The 17,433-nt window shown below is 73.4% G+C and carries 14 protein-coding genes; 5 read left to right on the top strand and 9 right to left on the bottom strand.

Translation table 11 applies throughout. The features are described from left to right. Positions 1–33: 33 nt before the first annotated feature. Entirely contained in the window at positions 34–639 is a 606-nt protein-coding gene (locus tag ACIP82_RS12220) for a GtrA family protein (RefSeq protein ID WP_363605709.1), read from the top strand. A gap of 44 nt (positions 640–683) precedes the next feature. Here ACIP82_RS12220 and ACIP82_RS12215 read toward each other — a convergent pair whose 3' ends face one another. Further along, positions 684–1,931 (bottom strand): ATP-binding protein, encoded by a 1,248-nt coding sequence (locus ACIP82_RS12215; protein ID WP_363605707.1) that lies wholly within the window; start codon positions 1,929–1,931, stop codon positions 684–686. Positions 1,932–1,994: 63 nt separating this feature from the next. After that, positions 1,995–2,669 carry a response regulator transcription factor gene (locus ACIP82_RS12210; protein ID WP_030290974.1) on the bottom strand — a complete coding sequence of 225 codons (675 nt, stop codon included), beginning with the start codon at positions 2,667–2,669 and terminating at the stop codon, positions 1,995–1,997. A 335-nt stretch (positions 2,670–3,004) separates the two neighbouring features. On the opposite strand from ACIP82_RS12210, the gene ACIP82_RS12205 reads away from it, so the two are divergent. Then, positions 3,005–4,513 carry a peptide MFS transporter gene (locus ACIP82_RS12205; protein WP_400653212.1) on the top strand — a complete coding sequence of 503 codons (1,509 nt, stop codon included), beginning with the start codon at positions 3,005–3,007 and terminating at the stop codon, positions 4,511–4,513. Between the two features lie 143 nt (positions 4,514–4,656). Beyond that, complete coding sequence (locus ACIP82_RS12200) at positions 4,657–6,741, top strand: prolyl oligopeptidase family serine peptidase (RefSeq protein WP_400653210.1); 2,085 nt, start codon at positions 4,657–4,659, stop codon at positions 6,739–6,741. A gap of 48 nt (positions 6,742–6,789) precedes the next feature. Here ACIP82_RS12200 and hutI read toward each other — a convergent pair whose 3' ends face one another. The 4 genes from hutI to hutU form a co-directional block, all read right to left on the bottom strand. Continuing rightward, positions 6,790–7,959, bottom strand: coding sequence for an imidazolonepropionase (gene hutI, locus ACIP82_RS12195; protein WP_400653318.1), 1,170 nt, complete (start codon positions 7,957–7,959; stop codon positions 6,790–6,792). A 148-nt stretch (positions 7,960–8,107) separates the two neighbouring features. Next, on the bottom strand, positions 8,108–9,457 hold the full coding sequence (locus ACIP82_RS12190) for a formimidoylglutamate deiminase (RefSeq protein WP_400653208.1): 1,350 nt from the start codon (positions 9,455–9,457) through the stop codon (positions 8,108–8,110). Continuing rightward, a complete protein-coding gene (locus ACIP82_RS12185) occupies positions 9,448–10,644 on the bottom strand; it encodes an allantoate amidohydrolase (protein WP_363605803.1) in 1,197 nt (398 codons plus the stop codon). Before ACIP82_RS12185 ends, ACIP82_RS12190 begins: the two co-directional genes overlap by 10 nt. A 26-nt stretch (positions 10,645–10,670) precedes the next feature. Next, entirely contained in the window at positions 10,671–12,359 is a 1,689-nt protein-coding gene (gene hutU, locus ACIP82_RS12180; protein WP_363605700.1) for a urocanate hydratase, read from the bottom strand. Positions 12,360–12,540: 181 nt separating this feature from the next. On the opposite strand from hutU, the gene ACIP82_RS12175 reads away from it, so the two are divergent. Next, entirely contained in the window at positions 12,541–12,942 is a 402-nt protein-coding gene (locus ACIP82_RS12175; RefSeq protein ID WP_400653206.1) for a hypothetical protein, read from the top strand. A gap of 211 nt (positions 12,943–13,153) precedes the next feature. After that, positions 13,154–13,729, top strand: coding sequence for a hypothetical protein (locus tag ACIP82_RS12170; protein ID WP_400653204.1), 576 nt, complete (start codon positions 13,154–13,156; stop codon positions 13,727–13,729). 40 nt (positions 13,730–13,769) lie between these two features. Here ACIP82_RS12170 and ACIP82_RS12165 read toward each other — a convergent pair whose 3' ends face one another. The 3 genes from ACIP82_RS12165 to hutH form a co-directional block, all read right to left on the bottom strand. Continuing rightward, positions 13,770–14,102, bottom strand: coding sequence for a hypothetical protein (locus ACIP82_RS12165; protein ID WP_400653202.1), 333 nt, complete (start codon positions 14,100–14,102; stop codon positions 13,770–13,772). Between the two features lie 69 nt (positions 14,103–14,171). Continuing rightward, positions 14,172–15,041 (bottom strand): MurR/RpiR family transcriptional regulator, encoded by an 870-nt coding sequence (locus tag ACIP82_RS12160; protein WP_363605694.1) that lies wholly within the window; start codon positions 15,039–15,041, stop codon positions 14,172–14,174. A gap of 678 nt (positions 15,042–15,719) precedes the next feature. Beyond that, the gene (gene hutH, locus ACIP82_RS12155; RefSeq protein WP_363605802.1) at positions 15,720–17,303 is read right to left on the bottom strand and encodes a histidine ammonia-lyase; all 1,584 of its coding nucleotides are present in this window, start codon (positions 17,301–17,303) and stop codon (positions 15,720–15,722) included. Positions 17,304–17,433: the final 130 nt, after the last annotated feature.

Genomic DNA, 17,433 nt, shown 5'->3' with positions numbered 1-17,433 from the left:
CCTTCGTCCGCAGGCACATGGAGGCAGCCCGGTATGGCGACGACCGCAGCGTCGAACCCCTCGCTGGCGCAGAGACTGCGCGGCCTGTCGGGCGAAGTGGTGAAGTTCGGCATCGTCGGCCTGAGCGGAGTGGTGGTCAACTTCGCCGTCTTCTGGGTCTGCATCAACGGCCTGCACCTGGCCTCGCTGCGGTCCAACATCGCGGCCACGCTGATCGCCATCGCCACCAACTACCTCGGCTACCGCTACTGGCTGTACCGCGACCGCGACGCCGCCTCCCGCAAGCGGGAGATCACGCTGTTCCTGCTCTACAGCGGCATCGGGATGCTGATCGAGACCGGTGTGCTCGGGTTCTCGGTGTACGTGCTCGGCCTGGACTCGCACTTCGAGCAGCTGGCCGCCAAGGTGGCCGGGCTCGCGGTCGCCACCGTGTTCCGCTTCGTCTCCTACCGGACCTGGGTCTTCAAGGCGCTCCCCGAGCCGGCCGCCGAGGCCCCGGCGGACCAGGTCCTGGGCCAGGGCGCGGGCACGAGCCAGAGCGCGGGCACGGGCAAGGGCAAGGGCCGGGCCACCGAGGTCGTCGCGCAGGCCGAACTGATGCTGGCCGCCGAGCAGATCCGGTACGCCAAGGCCGAGTAGCCGAGCAGGCCCGGCACCCACCTCGTCTCGTTCGGCCGCCGCGTTCAGTCCTCGCGCTGGCTGCGGCCGAGGAAGATCGCGAACACCGGCGGCCGCAGCGAGAGCAGTTCCAGCCGCCCGCCGTCCGCCTCCGCGAGGTCCCGGGCGACGGCCAGCCCGATCCCGGTCGAGTTGCGGCCGCTGACCGCCCGCTCGAAGACCCGGTTGCCCAGCTCCGGCGGCACCCCGGCGCCCTGGTCCTGGACCTCGACCACCACCGACGTCCCGGAGGTCCGCACCCGCAGGGTGATCGTCCCGGCGCCGTGCATCAGCGAGTTCTCGATCAGCGTGGCCAGCACCTGGGCGACCGTCCCCGGGGTGCCCACGGCGGTGACCCCGCGCAGCCCCTCCACCTGGAGCACCCGGCCGGTGCCGCGCAGCGACGGCCCCCACTCCTCCACCTGCTGCTTGACCACCTCGTCCAGGTCGAAGGCGACGGCGGTGGGGCTGCGCGGGTCGCGCTGGGTGGTGAGCAGCCGCTGGACGACGTCGGTGAGCCGCTCGACCTGCTGGAGGGCGATGGTGGCCTCCTCCTTGACGGTCTCCGGATCCTCGGCGAGCGCGGTGATCTCCTCCAGCCGCATGGAGAGCGCGGTGAGCGGGGTGCGCAGCTGGTGGGAGGCGTCGGCGGCGAGCCGGCGCTCGGCGGTGAGCATGCGGGCGATCCGCTCGGCGCTGACGTCCAGCACCTCGGCGACCCGGTCGAGTTCGGGCACCCCGTAGCGGCGGTCGCGCGGCCGGGGGTCGCCGGAGCCGAGGCGTTCGGCGGTCTCGGCGAGGTCGGTGAGCGGGCGGGCGAGCCGCTTGGCCTGCCAGACGGCGAGGGCCACGGCGGCCTGGACGGCGAGCAGGGCGACCACGCCGAGCAGCAGCAGCATGTTGGCGATCTCGTGGTCGACGGCCTCGCGGGACTGCTCGACGATGACGGTCTCGCCGCTGTTGCCCTTCTCGACGGCCTTCAGCAGGTGGGTCCCGGCCGGCCGCACACCGCTGGAGACGGGGGGCTGGCCGGGGATGTCCACCTCGACGTAACTGCCGTCGGTGACCTGGTTGGCGAACTTGTCGCCGGTGACCGGCTCGCCCGCGGCGAGCCGGTTCTCCACCAGGGCGAGCACCCGGACGGCGGCCGCGTCCACCCGGTCCTGGGCCGAGTTGACGATGGTGCGCTTCTCGACCAGGGCGAGCGGAACGCAGAACACCACGACCACCACCAGGACCACGCCCAGCAGCGAGTTGATCATCCGGCGTTTCACGCTGCCGCTCCCGTGGTGTTCCGCTCCGTCGGCCGTCGCCCCGGCCGCTGTGCCCGTACGGGGCTAATTCTTCTCGAACCGGAAGCCCACGCCGCGCACGGTGGCGATGTAGCGGGGGTTCGCCGCGTCGTCGCCGAGCTTCTTGCGCAGCCAGGAGATGTGCATGTCCAGGGTCTTGGTGGAGGTCCACCAGGTGGTGTCCCAGACCTGCCGCATGATCTCCTCGCGGGTGACCACCCGGCCGGCGTCCCGGACCAGCACCCGCAGGAGCTCGAACTCCTTGGCGGAGAGGGTGAGCTCCTCCTCGCCGAGCCAGGCGCGGTGCGACTCGATGTCGATCTTCACCCCGTGCGCGCCGGTGGTGAGCTGGTCGACGTTGCCGCGCCGGAGCAGGGCCCGGACGCGGGCGAGCAGTTCGGCCAGGCGGAAGGGCTTGGTGACGTAGTCGTCGGCGCCGGCGTCCAGGCCGACCACGGTGTCCACCTCGTCGGCGCGGGCGGTGAGCACCAGGACGGGGCAGCTCTTGCCGTCGGCGCGCAGGCGGCGGCAGACCTCCAGGCCGTCCATCTCGGGCAGGCCGAGGTCGAGGACGACGAGGTCGACCTCCTCGGTGAGTCCGGCGGCCAGTGCGGTCGGACCGTCCTCGCGGACGAGCACCTCATAGCCCTCACGTCGCAGGGCCCGGGCGAGCGGTTCGGAGATCGCCGGATCGTCCTCGGCGAGCAGCACACAGGTCATAAGGGTGATGGTAGTCCGCCGGGGTATCCGCGACGGCGCTGTGAAGTAGTTCACAGACAGTGATCATCAAATGGAAGGAGATCATCCGACACGCCCGCCCGCAGAACCGCTTCTTCGTCGAAGAATCCACCCTCCAGGCTTGAATCCTAAGGAATCTGTGCGGTCAAACCATGGATAGCTCAAGGGAATCTGTCGCAAGCTTTACCATCGCCATACCTTATTCATGGCTTTTGTCATCTGATGGCGCCAAATATCGCCACGTACAGTGGTTAGGTCCCCGTCCAGCCTCCCACCCATTGGCGGACGGGCCGCACAAGAGCAAGGAACCACGACCCATGGCGTCATCGACTCTGGAGGCCGGCGTACAGCGGCCGTCCTCCCCCGGCGGCAAGACCTTCCTGGGACACCCCCGCGGCCTCGCCACCCTCTTCATGACCGAGATGTGGGAGCGCTTCAGCTTCTACGGCATGCGTGCCCTGCTGGTGCTCTACCTGGTCGCCGAGCACGGCGACGGCGGGCTCGGCTACGAGGCGGCCGTCGGCGCCGCGATCTACAGCGTCTACAACGCCATGGTCTACCTGCTCGCCCTGCCGGGCGGCTGGATCGCCGACCGCTTCTGGGGCGCCCGCAAGACGGTGGCCGTCGGCGGGTCGATCATCATGGTCGGCCACTTCCTGCTCGCGGTGCCCGCCACCGCCTCGTTCTTCGCCGGCCTCGGCCTGATCGCCGTCGGCTCCGGCCTGCTCAAGGCCAACATCTCCACCATGGTCGGCCACCTCTACGACGGGCCGACCGACCCCCGTCGCGACGGCGGCTTCACGATCTTCTACATGGGCATCAACGCCGGTGCCTTCTTCGCGCCGCTGGTGATCGGCACCGTCGGCCAGAAGGTCGACTGGCACCTCGGCTTCGCCCTGGCCGGCGCCGGCATGGCCCTCGGACTGATCCAGTACCTGCTCGGCAGCCGGCACCTGAGCCCGCGCAGCAGCACGGTGGCCTCGCCGATCTCCGCCGCCGAGAAGTCCTCCGTGCTCCGCAAGGGCATGTTCTGGCTGGCCCTGACCGGCGTCTTCTTCGGCGTCGTCGCGCTGACCGGCAACTTCAGCGTCGGCTGGGTGATCTGGCCGCTGTCCGTCGCCGGCATCGGGATCCCGGCCTTCTACTTCGCCCGGATCAAGCGGGACAAGGACCTGACCCCGGACGAGCAGTCCAAGATGAGCGGCTACATCTGGTTCTTCGTGGCCGCCGCCGTGTTCTGGATGATCTACGACCAGTCCGGCTCGACGCTCAACATCTTCGCCAGGGAGTCGACCTCCTCGACGCTGTTCGGCACCGGCTTCCCGTCGAGCTGGTTCCAGTCGTTCAACCCGCTCTACATCATGGCGCTGGCCCCGGTCTTCGCCTGGCTCTGGGTCTGGCTGGCCCGGCGCGGCAAGAACCCCAGCACCACCATGAAGTTCGCCATCGGCCTGCTGCTGATCGGCGCCTCCTTCCTGGTGATGATGCTGGCGATGGCGGCCGCCTCCGGCGGTGCCAAGGTCACCCCGCTCTGGCTGGCCTCGGTCTACCTGATCCAGACCGTCGGCGAGCTGACCCTCTCCCCGGTCGGCCTCTCCGTCACCACCAAGCTGGCGCCGCCCAAGTACGGCAGCCAGATGATGGGCATCTGGTTCCTGGGCGTCACCGCCGGTGACTGCGTGGCCGCGATCATGCAGCTGATGGTCGGCAAGGGGACGGGATCCACCTGGTACTTCGCCAGCCAGGGCCTGCTGGCGGTGCTCGCCGGTGTGGCGCTGGCGATGTACCGCAAGAAGGTCGTCCGGCTGATGGGCGACATCCACTGACGGCCCCCGCCGGCCGCTGACAGCCCGCCGACGGCCCCACGAGCACCCGCCCCCGGGGCCGGTGCGCGGTCCCCGGACCCCGCGCACCGGCCCCGTCCGAATACCGGGGACAGGCCGCGCCCGGGCGTGCCATGGTGTCAGGCATGCCGACCGACACCCTCCCCCGCCAACTCGCCCGCACCAGGCGCTTCTCCCTCGGCGCACCCACCCACCCCACGGTCTCCGCCGACGGCCGGACGGTCCTCTTCCTGCGCAGCCGGGCCGGCGACGACCCGCTCACCCGGCTCTGGGCGCTGGACACCGACAGCGGCGAGGAGCGGCTGATCGCCGACCCGGCCGCACTCGGCGACGCCGGGCAGGACGTGCCGGAGGCCGAGCTGATCCGCCGCGAACGGGCCCGGGTCTCGTCGAGCGGCATCACCGACTACGCCACCGACGCCACCGCCCGGCTCGCCGCCTTCGCCCTCGGCGGCGCGCTCTGGCTCGCCGACACCGCCGACGGCACGGTGCGGCGGATACCCACCGCCACCGAGGTGTACGACCCGCGCCCCGACCCGGCCGGGCGGCTGGTCGCCTACGTCGGCGGCGGCGCCCTGCGGGTGGTCGGCGCCGACGGCACCGGCGACCGCGCGCTCGCCGAACCGGAGGGCCCCGAGGTCACCTACGGCGTCGCCGACCATGTCGCCGCCGAGTCGATGTACCGCACCCGGGCACACTGGTGGTCGCCGGACGGCACCCGGCTGCTGGTCGCCCGGGTCGACAACAGCCCGGTGTGCCGCCTCCACCTGGCCGACCCCGCCCACCCGGCGCGCCCGCCGCGCGTCCTGCGCTACCCGCTGGCCGGCACCGCCAACGCCGATGTCGGCCTCTGGCTGCTCGGCCTGGACGGCACCCGCACCGAGGTCCGCTGGGACCGGACGGCCTTCGAGTACCTGACCGCCGCGGGCTGGGACGGCCACGGCCCGTACGCCGCCGTGCAGAGCCGCGACCAGCGCACCGTCCGCACCCTGGCCGTCGACCCGGCCGACGGCGCCACCCGGACGCTCGCCGAGCGCCACGACGAGCACTGGGTCGAGCTCGTCCCCGGGCTGCCGGTCCGGACCGGCTCCGGTGCCCTGGTCGACTCCGCCGACCTCGGCGACACCCGTCATCTGACCCTCGACGGCGAGCCCGTCACCCCGCCCGGCCTCCAGCTGCGCACGGTGCTCGGCACCGAGGGCGAGCAGGTGCTCTTCACCGCCTCCGCCGAACCCACCGAAACCCACCTCTGGACGTACGACCCCGCCACGGGCGCCCGGCAGCTGAGCAGCGTGCCCGGCGCACACACCGGCACCCGGCGGGCCGGCACGCTCGTACACACCGCCCGCACGCCCGACACCCCGGGCCCGCGCAGCACCGTCCACCGCGCCGGGCGCCCCACCGCCGAGCTGCGCTCGCACGCCCAGCCGCCCGTCCTCACCCCCCGGCCCGAGCTGCTCCGCCTCGGCCCCCGCGAGCTGCGCGCCACGCTCTTCCTGCCGACCGGCCACCGGCCGCAGGACGGCCCGCTGCCGGTCCTGCTCGACCCGTACGGCGGGCCCGCCGGGCAGAAGGCCGTCCGGGCCGGCGGCTGGTCCGACCTGATCTCCCAGTGGTTCGCCGAGCAGGGCTTCGCGGTGCTGGTCGCGGACGGGCGCGGCACCCCGGGCCGGGGCCCGCGCTGGGACAAGACCGTCTTCGCCGACATCGCAGGACCCGCCCTGGACGACCAGGTGGAGGCGGTGCACGAGGCCGCCCGCAGCCGCCCCGGCCTGCTCGACCTGGACCGGGTCGCGATCCGGGGCTGGTCCTTCGGCGGCTTCCTGGCCGCGCTCGCCGTGCTGCGCCGCCCGGACGTCTTCCACGCCGCCGTCGCCGGCGCCGCCCCCACCGACCAGCGGCTGTACGACACCCACTGGAAGGAGCGCTTCCTCGGCCACCCCGACGAGCACCCCGAGCGCTACGAAGCCTCCTCGCTGATCGGCGACGCGCCGCGCCTGGAGCGCCCGCTGCTGCTGGTGCACGGCCTCGCCGACGACAACGTGCTGCCCGTCCACACGCTGCGGCTCTCCTCCGCCCTGCTCGCGGCCGGCCGCCCGCACGAGCTGCTCCCGCTGAGCGGGACGACCCATCTGCCGACCGACGAGACGGTGGCGGAGAACCTGCTGCTGCACCAGCTGGACTTCCTCCGGCGCAGCCTCCGGCGCTGAGCCCGGTCCGCCCGGCCCGGACCTCCGCCGACCCGGACCTCCCCCGGCTCAGACCTCCCGGACCCCGGCGCGCCAGACGGCGGCGGTCAGCGGGACACCCGGGCGGTAGGCGAGGTGGACGTGCGAGGGCGCGTCCAGCAGCTGGAGGTCCGCCCGGGCGCCCACGGTGACCGTGCCGGCATCGGTGCGACGCAGCGCGTGGGCGCCCCCGGCGGTGGCCGCGTACACGGCCTCGTCGGGGGTCATGCCCATCTCGCGGACGGCGACCGCGACGCAGAACGCCATCGAGCTGGTGAAGCTGGAGCCCGGGTTGCAGTCGGTGGAGAGCGCGACGACGGCGCCCGCGTCGAGCAGACGGCGCGCGTCCGGGTAGGCGGCGCGGGTGGAGAACTCCGCGCCGGGCAGCAGGGTGGCCACCGTCGCCGAACCGGCCAGCGCGGCCACGTCCTCGTCGGTGAGGTGGGTGCAGTGGTCGGCGGAGGCCGCGCCCAGCTCCACGGCGAGCCGCACGCCAGGGCCGTAGGAGAGCTGGTTGGCGTGCACCCGGGGGGTGAGGCCGCGCTGGATGCCGGCGGTCAGGACCGCCCTGGCCTGGTCGCCGTCGAAGGCGCCGTTCTCGCAGAACACGTCCACCCAGCGGGCGTACGGCGCGCAGGCGTCCAGCATGTCGCCGGTGACCAGGTCGACGTACCCGGCCGGGTCGTCGGCGTACTCGGGGGCCACCACATGGGCGCCGAGGTAGGTGGTCTCGGCGGTGTAGGAGGCGGCGATCCGCAGCGCCCTGGCCTCGTCCACGACGGTCAGGCCGTAGCCGGACTTGCACTCGATGGTGGTGGTGCCCTGGCGCAGCGCCTCGCGGACGAACCGGGCCAGGTTGGCGTCCAGTTCGGCGTCGGTCGCGGCGCGGGTGGCGGCCACCGTGGTGCGGATGCCGCCCGCGCTGTAGGCCTGGCCGGACATCCGGGCGTTGAACTCGGCGGTGCGGTCGCCCGCGAACACCAGGTGGGCGTGCGAGTCGACGAAGCCGGGCAGCAGGGCCCGCCCGGCCGCGTCGTACCGCTCGTCGGCGGCGGGCGCCCCGGCGGCGGGCCCGACCCAGGCGATCGTCCCGCCGTCCACCACCACGGCCGCGTCGGTGAGCAGGCCGAGCGGCCCGGTCCCGTAGCCGGGATCGTTGGTGACCAGGCTGCCGATGCCGGTGATCAGGGTGCTCGGGATGCCCGGGGTGATCGAAGCGGCCGGGGTGATCGAAGCGGGAACGGTGCTCGAAGCGGGAGGGGTGCTCGGGGTGCTCAAGGCGGAACCTCTCGGAGGGGGTCACGGTCCCGGGGGCGGGCCCCCGCCCGCCCCCGGGAGGTTCAGGGGGTCAGCAGCTCAGCGCGGCGATCGAGGTGCGCAGAGCACCCGGGACGTCCGGCACCAGCTGGTGCACACCGTCCCTGACCACGTGTCGGCCGCCGACCACCAGGTGCCGCACATCGGCGGCCGAGGCGGCGAAGACCGCGATCTCGGCGCCGAGCCGGGGCGGCGGCCCTGCGGTGCGCACCGAGTCCAGCCCGATCACGGTGAAGTCGGCGAGCGCGCCGGCCTCGATCCGCCCGGCCTCCGGCCAGCCGAGCGAGGCGTGCCCGTCCTCGGTACCGGCCCGCAGCAGCGCGTTGGCCGTCCAGTGGCCCCGGGTGCGGGTGCGCAGCCGCTCGTTCAGCTCCAGCGCGCGGGCCTCCTCGAACGGGTCGACCACCGCGTGGCTGTCGCTGCCGAGGGTGACCGGGCAGCCGGCCGCGGCCAGTTGGCGGGCCGGCCCGACACCGTCCGCGAGGTCCCGCTCGGTGGTGGGGCACATGCAGATGGTGGTGGAGGAGTCGGTGAGGAGCTTGATGTCCTCGTCGGTCAGATGGGTGGCGTGCACGGCCGAGGTGCGCGGGCCGAGCACCCCGTGGTCCGCGAGCAGCCGGGTCGGGGTGACGCCGTGCGCGGTGAGACAGGCGTCGTTCTCCGCGGTCTGCTCGGAGAGGTGGACGTGCAGCGGGGCCCGCCGCATCGACGCCCAGCGCGCGACCGTGCCCAACTGCTCGGCGGGCACCGCCCGGACGGAGTGGATGGCGGCGCCGATCCGGGCGTGCTCGCGCGGCTTGAGGGCGTCCGCCCGCTCGGCCCAGGCGTCGGCGTCACCGTCGCTGAACCGGCGCTGGGGCTTGGTCGGTTCGGCGCCGAAGCCCGACGACAGGTAGCAGGTGTCCAGCAGGGTGATCCGGATGCCAGCCCGGGCGGCGGCCTCGATCAGTGCCTCGCCCATCGCGTTGGGATCGTCGTAGCGGGCGCCGCCGGGCGCGTGGTGCAGGTAGTGGAACTCCCCCACCGCGGTGATCCCGGCCAGCGCCATCTCCGCGTAGGCGGCCGTGGCGAGCGCCAGGTAGCGGTCCGGGTCGAGCGCCCCGGCGAACCGGTACATGGTGTCCCGCCACGTCCAGAAGGTGCCGGAGCCGACCTGGACGTTGCCGCGCAGCGCCCGGTGGAAGGCGTGCGAGTGGGCGTTGGCCTGGCCGGGCAGCAGCAGCCCGTCGAGCCGGACGGCGCCGGGCGGGCAGGGCCCGCTCTCCGGCGTCACCCCGGTGATCCGGCCGCCGGGCCCGGTGGCGATCAGCACGTCGGGTTCGACCACCGGCCCGTTGACGTGCGGCAGCCAGGCGTACGGGGCCCAGTAGGTTACTGACACGCCAGGTCCTCCAGGACGTCGGCCAGGGCGGCGACCCCGGCCAGGCAGTCCGCCTCCTCGGCGTGTTCGGCCGGGGAGTGCGAGACACCGCTCGGGTTTCGTACGAACAGCATGGCGGTCGGAACGGCCGATGCCAGGATTCCGGCGTCGTGTCCCGCGCCGGTCGGCAGGACGGGGGCGGCGGCGCCGTCCCCGCCGATGACCCGCGCGAGCCGGTCGCGCAGCGGCCCGTCGAAGTCCACCACCGGCGTGTACGACTCGCGGGTCAGCTCGACCCGGACGCCGTCGCGGTCGCCCCGCTCGGCGGCGGCCCGCTCGATCTCCGCCACCAGAGCGGTGAGGGTCGGCTCGTCGGCGGCGCGGGAGTCCAGCCAGCCGCGCACCAGCGAGGCGATCGCGTTGGTGCCGTTGGGCTCGACGGCGACCTTGCCGAAGGTGGCCAGCGCGCCCGCCAGCCGGGCCTTCTTCCGGGCGGTGAGCACGGTGTTGGCGTAGGTCAGCATCGGGTCGCGGCGGTCCTCGATCCGGGTGGTGCCGGCGTGGTTGGCCTCGCCGTGGAAGTCGAAGCGCCAGCGGCCGTGCGGCCAGATCGCGCTGGCCACCCCGACCGGCCGGTCCTCGGCGAGGTGGCGCCCCTGCTCGACGTGCAGCTCGACGAAGGCGCCGATCCTGGCCAGCCGGTCGCCGTCCGCGCCGATCGCGGCCGGGTCGTGGCCGGCCCGTTCCATCGCGTCGGGCAGCCGGACGCCGTCGGCGTCGCGCAGCTCGAACGCGGCCTCGGGCGACAGCACGCCGGCGGTGAGCCGGGAGCCGATGCAGGCCACGCCGAACCGGGCGCCCTCCTCGTCGCCGAAGTTGACGATCGCCAGCGGACGGGCCAACTCGGTGCCCCGGGCGCGGAGTTCGTCGAGTGCGGCGAAGGAGGAGACCACCCCGAGCGGGCCGTCGTAGGCGCCGCCGTCGGGGACGGAGTCCAGGTGCGAGCCGGTGACGACCGCGCCCGGGCCCTGCGGATCACCCAGCCAGGCCCACTGGTTGCCGTTGCGGTCCAGCTCGTAGGTGAGGCCGCGGGCGCGGGCCTGCCCCTCGAACCAGTCCCGGCACTCGGCGTCGGCGGAGCTCCAGGCGAAGCGGCGGTAGCCGCCGGAGACGGCGGAGCGGCCCACCGGGAGCAGCTCCGCCCACATCTCCTCGAAGCTCGGGGGCTTGACGGTCACAGCGCACCCGTCGGGCCGTGCTCGCGCATGGGGACGCGCACCCCGCGCTCGTCGGCGACCTCGGCGGCCCGGTCGTACCCGGCGTCCACGTGCCGGATCACGCCCATGCCCGGGTCGTTGGTGAGCACCCGGCGGATCTTCTCGCCGGCCAGCGGCGTGCCGTCGGCGACGGTGACCTGGCCGGCGTGGATCGAGCGGCCGATGCCGACGCCGCCGCCGTGGTGGATGGAGACCCAGGACGCGCCGGAGGCGACGTTGACCATGGCGTTGAGCAGCGGCCAGTCGGCGATCGCGTCGGAGCCGTCCAGCATCGCCTCGGTCTCCCGGTACGGGGAGGCGACCGAGCCGCAGTCCAGGTGGTCGCGGCCGATCACGATCGGCGCGGACAGTTCGCCGGACGCCACCATGTCGTTGAACCGCTCGCCGGCCTTGTCGCGCTCGCCGTAGCCGAGCCAGCAGATCCGCGCGGGCAGGCCCTGGAAGTGCACCTTCTCCTGGGCCATCCTGATCCAGCGGTGCAGCGACTCGTTCTCCGGGAAGAGGTCGAGGACGGCCTTGTCGGTCTTGTGGATGTCCTGCGGGTCGCCGGAGAGCGCCGCCCAGCGGAACGGGCCCCTGCCCTCGCAGAACAGCGGCCGGATGTACGCCGGGACGAAGCCGGGGAAGGCGAACGCCCGGTCGTAGCCGGCCAGCCGGGCCTCGCCGCGGATCGAGTTGCCGTAGTCGAACACCTCGGCGCCGCGGTCCAGGAAGCCGACCATCGCCTCCACGTGCCGGGCCATCGACTCGCGCGAGCGCTGGGTGAACTCGGCGGGCTTCTCGGCCGCGTAGGTCGCCATGTCGTCGAAGGCCACGCCCAGCGGCAGGTAGCTCAGCGGGTCGTGGGCGCTGGTCTGGTCGGTGACGATGTCGATCGGCGCGTCCATCGCGAGCAGCTGCGGGAACAGCTCGGCGGCGTTGCCCAGCACGCCGATGGAGAGCGGCTGCCGCTTGTCGCGGGCGGCGGTGGCCAGTTCCAGCGCGTGTGAGAGGTCCTTGGCCTCGACGTCCAGGTAGCGGTGCTCGATCCGGCGGGCGATCCGGGACGGGTCGCAGTCGACGCAGATCGCCACGCCGCCGTTCATGGTGACGGCCAGCGGCTGGGCGCCGCCCATGCCGCCGAGCCCGGCGGTGAGGGTGATGGTGCCCGCCAGGGTGCCCCCGTAGCGCTTGTTGGCGACGGCGGCGAAGGTCTCGTAGGTGCCCTGGAGGATGCCCTGGGTGCCGATGTAGATCCACGACCCGGCGGTCATCTGCCCGTACATGGTGAGCCCGAGGGACTCCAGCCGCCGGAACTCCTCCCAGTTCGCCCAGTCCCCGACCAGGTTGGAGTTGGCGATCAGCACCCGGGGCGCCCACTCGTGGGTCTGCATCACACCGACCGGGCGGCCGGACTGGACCAGCATGGTCTCGTCCCGCTTCAGCCCCTCCAGCGTGCGCACCATGGCGTCGAACGACCGCCAGTCCCGCGCCGCCTTGCCGGTGCCGCCGTACACCACCAGCTTCGACGGGTGCTCGGCCACCTCCGGGTCGAGGTTGTTCATCAGCATCCGCAGGGCGGCCTCCTGCTGCCACCCCTGCGCCGTCAGCGTCGTACCCCGCGCCGCGCGCACCTCACGCGGCCCGCCCGTCTGCTGCTGCACCATGCTCCCGGCCTCCCTGCGGATGAATTCATTCAGTTTCTACCTGGCTGAATATATCCAATCACTCAGCCTCTGGCCAGGGTTGAGACCGAGGGCATCGGGAGAATTCAGAGCACTCCAGAGCACTCCGCGCACCACCGTGATAGGGTATGCAGCATCGTCGCGCAGAGAGGGGAGACACGCCATGCCGCAGGTCGAGATCGACATCCAGACCGCCCGAGCCCTGGAGTTCGCCGCCCGGATGGCCGGCGTCACGCCCGGCCAGGTGGTCGCCCGACTGGTGGCCGACGCCAGCCTGGCCGCCCCGGCGGCGCGGCAGAACGCGCCGGTACCGCCCGGCGACAAGCGCGTGGCCGTCCACGCGACGTACGAGGGATTCCTCACCAAGGCCCTGTTCGACCCCGAAACCAGCCGCGTGGACATCACTTCAGGCCCACTGGACGGCACCTCGCACAAGACGCCCAGCTCGGCCGCCCGGGCAATCGTCCAGCACTACAACCCGGACGTCTCGGGTTCGAGGAACGGCTGGTCCTTCTTCACCCTCAGCGACGGCAGCAAGCGTCCACTGCAGAGCATCCGGCGCTGACGCAGCACAACCGCAGGCCACGCGCCGGAGGTGTCCCGCACGAGCACCCGTCGCGATGATGCTTGATCCGCAGGATCGCCCGGCGCGGCCCGGGGCGGAAAACAGCAGTGCCCCGGGCGGCATGCACGCAGAGGCGACCCGGGGCTTACCCGCTCGACGGCAGCACCGTCCTCCGGGACCTGAAGGGTCCCGCCGTCCATCGGGGGGCCTTGTGAACACCGGCGAACGGCCGACCTGGATGCTTCGAAGCCTTTCGGAGCCACGGCTGGAGCCCCATGCGCCGGCCACCGGTGCAGGGGAGGAGGCCGCCCGGCTGCACCGGTGGAACATCGAGGTCTCCGCAGCCTTCTACGGCGCTGCACTGCCTGGAGGTCACGCTCCGCAACGCCCTGCACGGCGCAAGTGCGAGCGCCGGATCCGCCACAGGCAGGTGACGGCCGACGACGTTGTCGCGGAGCTCTCGTTCGGGTTCTGGGTGAAGCTGCTCTCCGGACGGCATGCCCGGACGTTCTGGGTTCCCGCGCTCCACCGGGCCTTCCCGAGCGACATCGGGCGCCGTGACGACCTGCACCGGAGGTTCGTCACCATGATGCGGTTGCGCAACCGGATCAGCCACCACGAACCGATCCACCACCGCCACCTCGAAGCCGGCCACGCGACGCTCCACCATCCGCTCGCGTGCCTCGATGCCGAGCCGGCTGCCCAGGCCTTGCGGCTGGACAGGGTCCCGGCCGTCTTGAAGCAGCGCCAGGACACGTGCCCGGGCCTGCGTCCACCGCGGTTCTGACCGAAACGCGATCGCCCGCACGCCCGCCTCCGGGCAGGTCTCAGGCCGCCTCGTCGCCGTCCCAGTCGATGCCGATCTCGGCGAGCCAGCGGCGGTCGGCGGCGTCGGGGGTGGTGGCGGTGGCCGGCGGGCGGGGCGGCCGGGGGATCTCCTGGACGGGACCGAGGCCGTACCTCTCGGCGGCCTCGGCGGCGCGGGCGTCGGGTTCGATGACGCCGACGTGGACGGCGCTCTCGTCCCCCGGGTCGAGGACGGTCAGTTCGGGGTCGGGCAGCCGGCGCAGGGTGACGCGCCGTCCGCAGGTCGGGCAGGACCACTCGTCGGCGCCCGAGGCGAGCCGGCCGACGAACTTCATCTCGTGGATCACGCGCATCACAGGTTCCCCCTGCCGATCGGCCCTGGGTACGGGCCTGTTGACAGGATTCCCGCCGCGCCCCGGGGGCTACTCCAGAAAGAGCCCACGAGCCGTCGCCGACTGCTCGATGGCCTCCAACCGGGCCTCGGCACCGGGGAGTTCGTCGCACATGCGCTGGAGCAGCACCCGGCCGAGCATCATCGGCGCGCAGGCGGTGTCGAAGACCAGGCCGGTGCCGACGGCGGCCGGCAGCATCAGGTCGGAGAGCTTGGCGACCGGCGCGAAGGCGCTGTCGGCGACGGTCAGGACGGTCAGCCCGCACTCCCGGGCCACCGCCAGAGCGTCCATCAGCTCGCGCGGGTAGCGCGGCAGGGCGAAGCAGAGCAGCGCGCTCGCCCCGCCGGCGGCGGCCTGTTCGATGCGGTCGGCGAGCATGCTGCCGCCCTCGTCGAGCAGCCGGACGTCCGGGTGCACCTTGGCCGCGAAGTAGGCGAAGCCGCGCGCCTGGGCGGAGGCGGCCCGCAGGCCGAGCACCGGCAGCGGCCGGGAGGCGGCGAGCAGCCGGGCGGCCCGGGTGACCGGCTCGGGGTCGGCGAGGAGTTCGGCGAGGTGGCGCAGGTGCTCGATCTCGGCCAGGACGGCCTGCTGGTGCTCGTTGCGCACCGCGTCGTCCGGGCTCTCCGGCGCGGCCGGCTCGCCGGCACCGAGTTCACGCAGCTGCTTGCGCAGCGCCGGGTAGCCGTCGTAGCCGAGCGCCACCGCGAAGCGGGTGACGGACGGCTGGCTGACGCCGGCCAGTTCGGCGACCTCGACGCTGGAGAGGAACGGCGCCTCGGTGGCGTGCCGGACCAGCGAGTGGGCGATCCGCCGCTGGGTGGGGGTCAGCCGGTGACCCTCGAACAGCTGGAGCAGCCGCGCGGAGGGGCCGACCGTGCCGGTGTCGTCGGTGGCGGTCATCAGCGGTACCTCCGGATGCGAGCTGTTCGGACGACGACTGTGCAGCAGTGCGCCGCCACTGGCAAAGACGTCTCGTACGCCGGGACGGCCGGTGAGACGCCCCGGCGGGCGGACGAACCCTCGGGGTAACCCTGATTTCTCCCTGAACCCGCCCGGATTACCTGGCGAACCGGTGGACCGGCCCGGCCGCCCGGGCGCACGCTGGTGGCCATGGACACTCGCCAGGACGAACTGAGGCGCGACCTCGACGCCACCCTGCAGGCGCGCAAGGAACTCGGCAAGGAGTACGAAGCGGAGCTGGTCGACTCGTTCCTGTCCCGGCTGGAGTCCCGGCTGGACGCCCGCCTCGACACCCGGCTGGAGCGCCGGCTGGCCGAGCGGCTCGACGAGTCCGGGATCGCGGAGCGCCCGCGCCGCCGCCCGTCCGGCCGCTCGAACTCGAAGCTGCCGCTGGCCTCCCTGGTGCTGGGCATCCCGCTCACCGCCATCGCGACCGGCGGCCCGGGGAACGGCGTCATGGGCCTGATCGTCTGCTGGGCGGGCATCGTCGGCGTCAACGTGGCCGCCGCCATGGGCGACCGCCGCGAGGAGGCCAGGGCCAAGCGGTGGCGGGGGGGGGGGGGGGGGGGGGGGGGCGCCCCCCCCGGCCCCCCCCCCCGCGCCCCCCCCCGCCACGGCTCAGGCCAGCGGCCCGGTGACCTGCTCGACCGCCCGCACCAGCCCGCCGGAGGCGACCAGCGCGGCGGCGGCCTCCAGGTCCGGCGAGAGGAAGCGGTCGCGGCCCGCGCCGCCGACCCCGGCCGCCCGGGCGGCGGCCAGCGCGGCGGCGGTGGCTGGGGCCACCGTGCCACTGGCGTCGGCCTGCTGACGGATCTCCAGCGCGCGGGCGGCGGCGGTGAGTTCGACGGCGAGGATCCGGCCGAGGTTCTCCACCGACTGGCGCAGCTTGCGGGCGGCGGACCAGCCCATCGAGACGTGGTCCTCCTGCATCGCGGAGGACGGGATCGAGTCGACCGAGGCCGGCACCGCGAGCCGCTTGTTCTCGCTGACCAGCGCCGCCTGGGTGTACTGGGCGATCATCAGGCCGGAGTCCACGCCCGGGTCGTCGGCCAGGAAGGCCGGCAGCCCGTGCGAGCGGGCCTTGTCCAGCAGCCGGTCGGTGCGGCGCTCGGAGATCGAGCCCAGGTCGGCGGCGGCGATGGCGAGGAAGTCCAGCACGTACGCCACCGGGGCGCCGTGGAAGTTGCCGTTGGACTCCACCCGGCCGTCCGGCAGCACCACCGGGTTGTCCACCGAGGCGGCCAGCTCGCGGGAGGCGACCAGCCGGGCGTGGGTGAGCGTGTCGCGGCCCGCGCCGGCCACCTGCGGGGCGCAGCGGATCGAGTAGGCGTCCTGGACGCGCGGCGCGTCGTCCTGGTGGTGGCCGGTGAGGCCGGAGTCCTTGAGGACGGCCAGCATGTTGGCGGCGCTCAGCGCCTGGCCGGGGTGCGGGCGGATCGGGGCGTGCAGCTCGGGGGCGAGCACCTTCTCGGTGCCGAGCAGCGCCTCCAGGGTCATCGCGGCGGTGATGTCGGCGGTGGTGAACAGGCGCGACAGGTCGGCGATGGCCATCACCAGCATGCCGAGCATGCCGTCGGTGCCGTTGATGAGGGCCAGGCCCTCCTTCTCCAGCAGCTCGACCGGCTCGATGCCGGCCGCGGCGAGCAGTTCGGCGGCGGGGCGCTCCACGCCGTCCGGGCCGGTGGCCACGCCCTCGCCCATCAGGACGAGCGCGCAGTGCGACAGCGGCGCGAGGTCGCCGGAGCAGCCGAGCGAGCCGAACTCGCGGACCACCGGCGTGATGCCGGCGTTGAGGATCGCGGCCATGGTCCGCGCGACCAGCGGGCGGACCCCGGTCCGGCCCGAGGCCAGCGTCTTCATCCGCAGGAAGACCAGTGCCCGGACCACCTCGCGCTCCACCGCGGGCCCCATCCCGGCGGCGTGCGAGCGCACCAGCGACCGCTGCAACTGGGCCCGCAGCTCGGGGCTGATGTGCCGCACGGCGAGCGCACCGAACCCGGTGGAGACGCCGTAGACGGGGCGCGGCTCGGCCGCGAGGGCGTCGATCCGGGCGCGGGCGGCCGCCATCTCGGCGATCGCGTCGGGACCGATCTCGACCCGGGCGTTCCCCCGGGCGACCGCCAGCACGTCCTCGGCGCTGACGTCGGCCTTGCCGACCTGGACGAGCGGCGCGTCGGGGGCCACAGCACTGTGCATATCCATATACACCATCACATCAGGTGAATGAAGATATGACAACCGTCCTGGCTCATCATGGAACCCCCGGCCGGCGGCCGGTCAGGAACCCCAGGCAGGATTCTCGGACACCGGGGCCGTTGACGCACGCTGGTGG

It is taken from the genome of Kitasatospora sp. NPDC088548 (assembly GCF_044753005.1).
Lineage (GTDB): Bacteria > Actinomycetota > Actinomycetes > Streptomycetales > Streptomycetaceae > Kitasatospora.
Note: the sequence above shows the minus strand (reverse complement) of the source record. Positions and strands in the feature narration are given on the sequence as shown.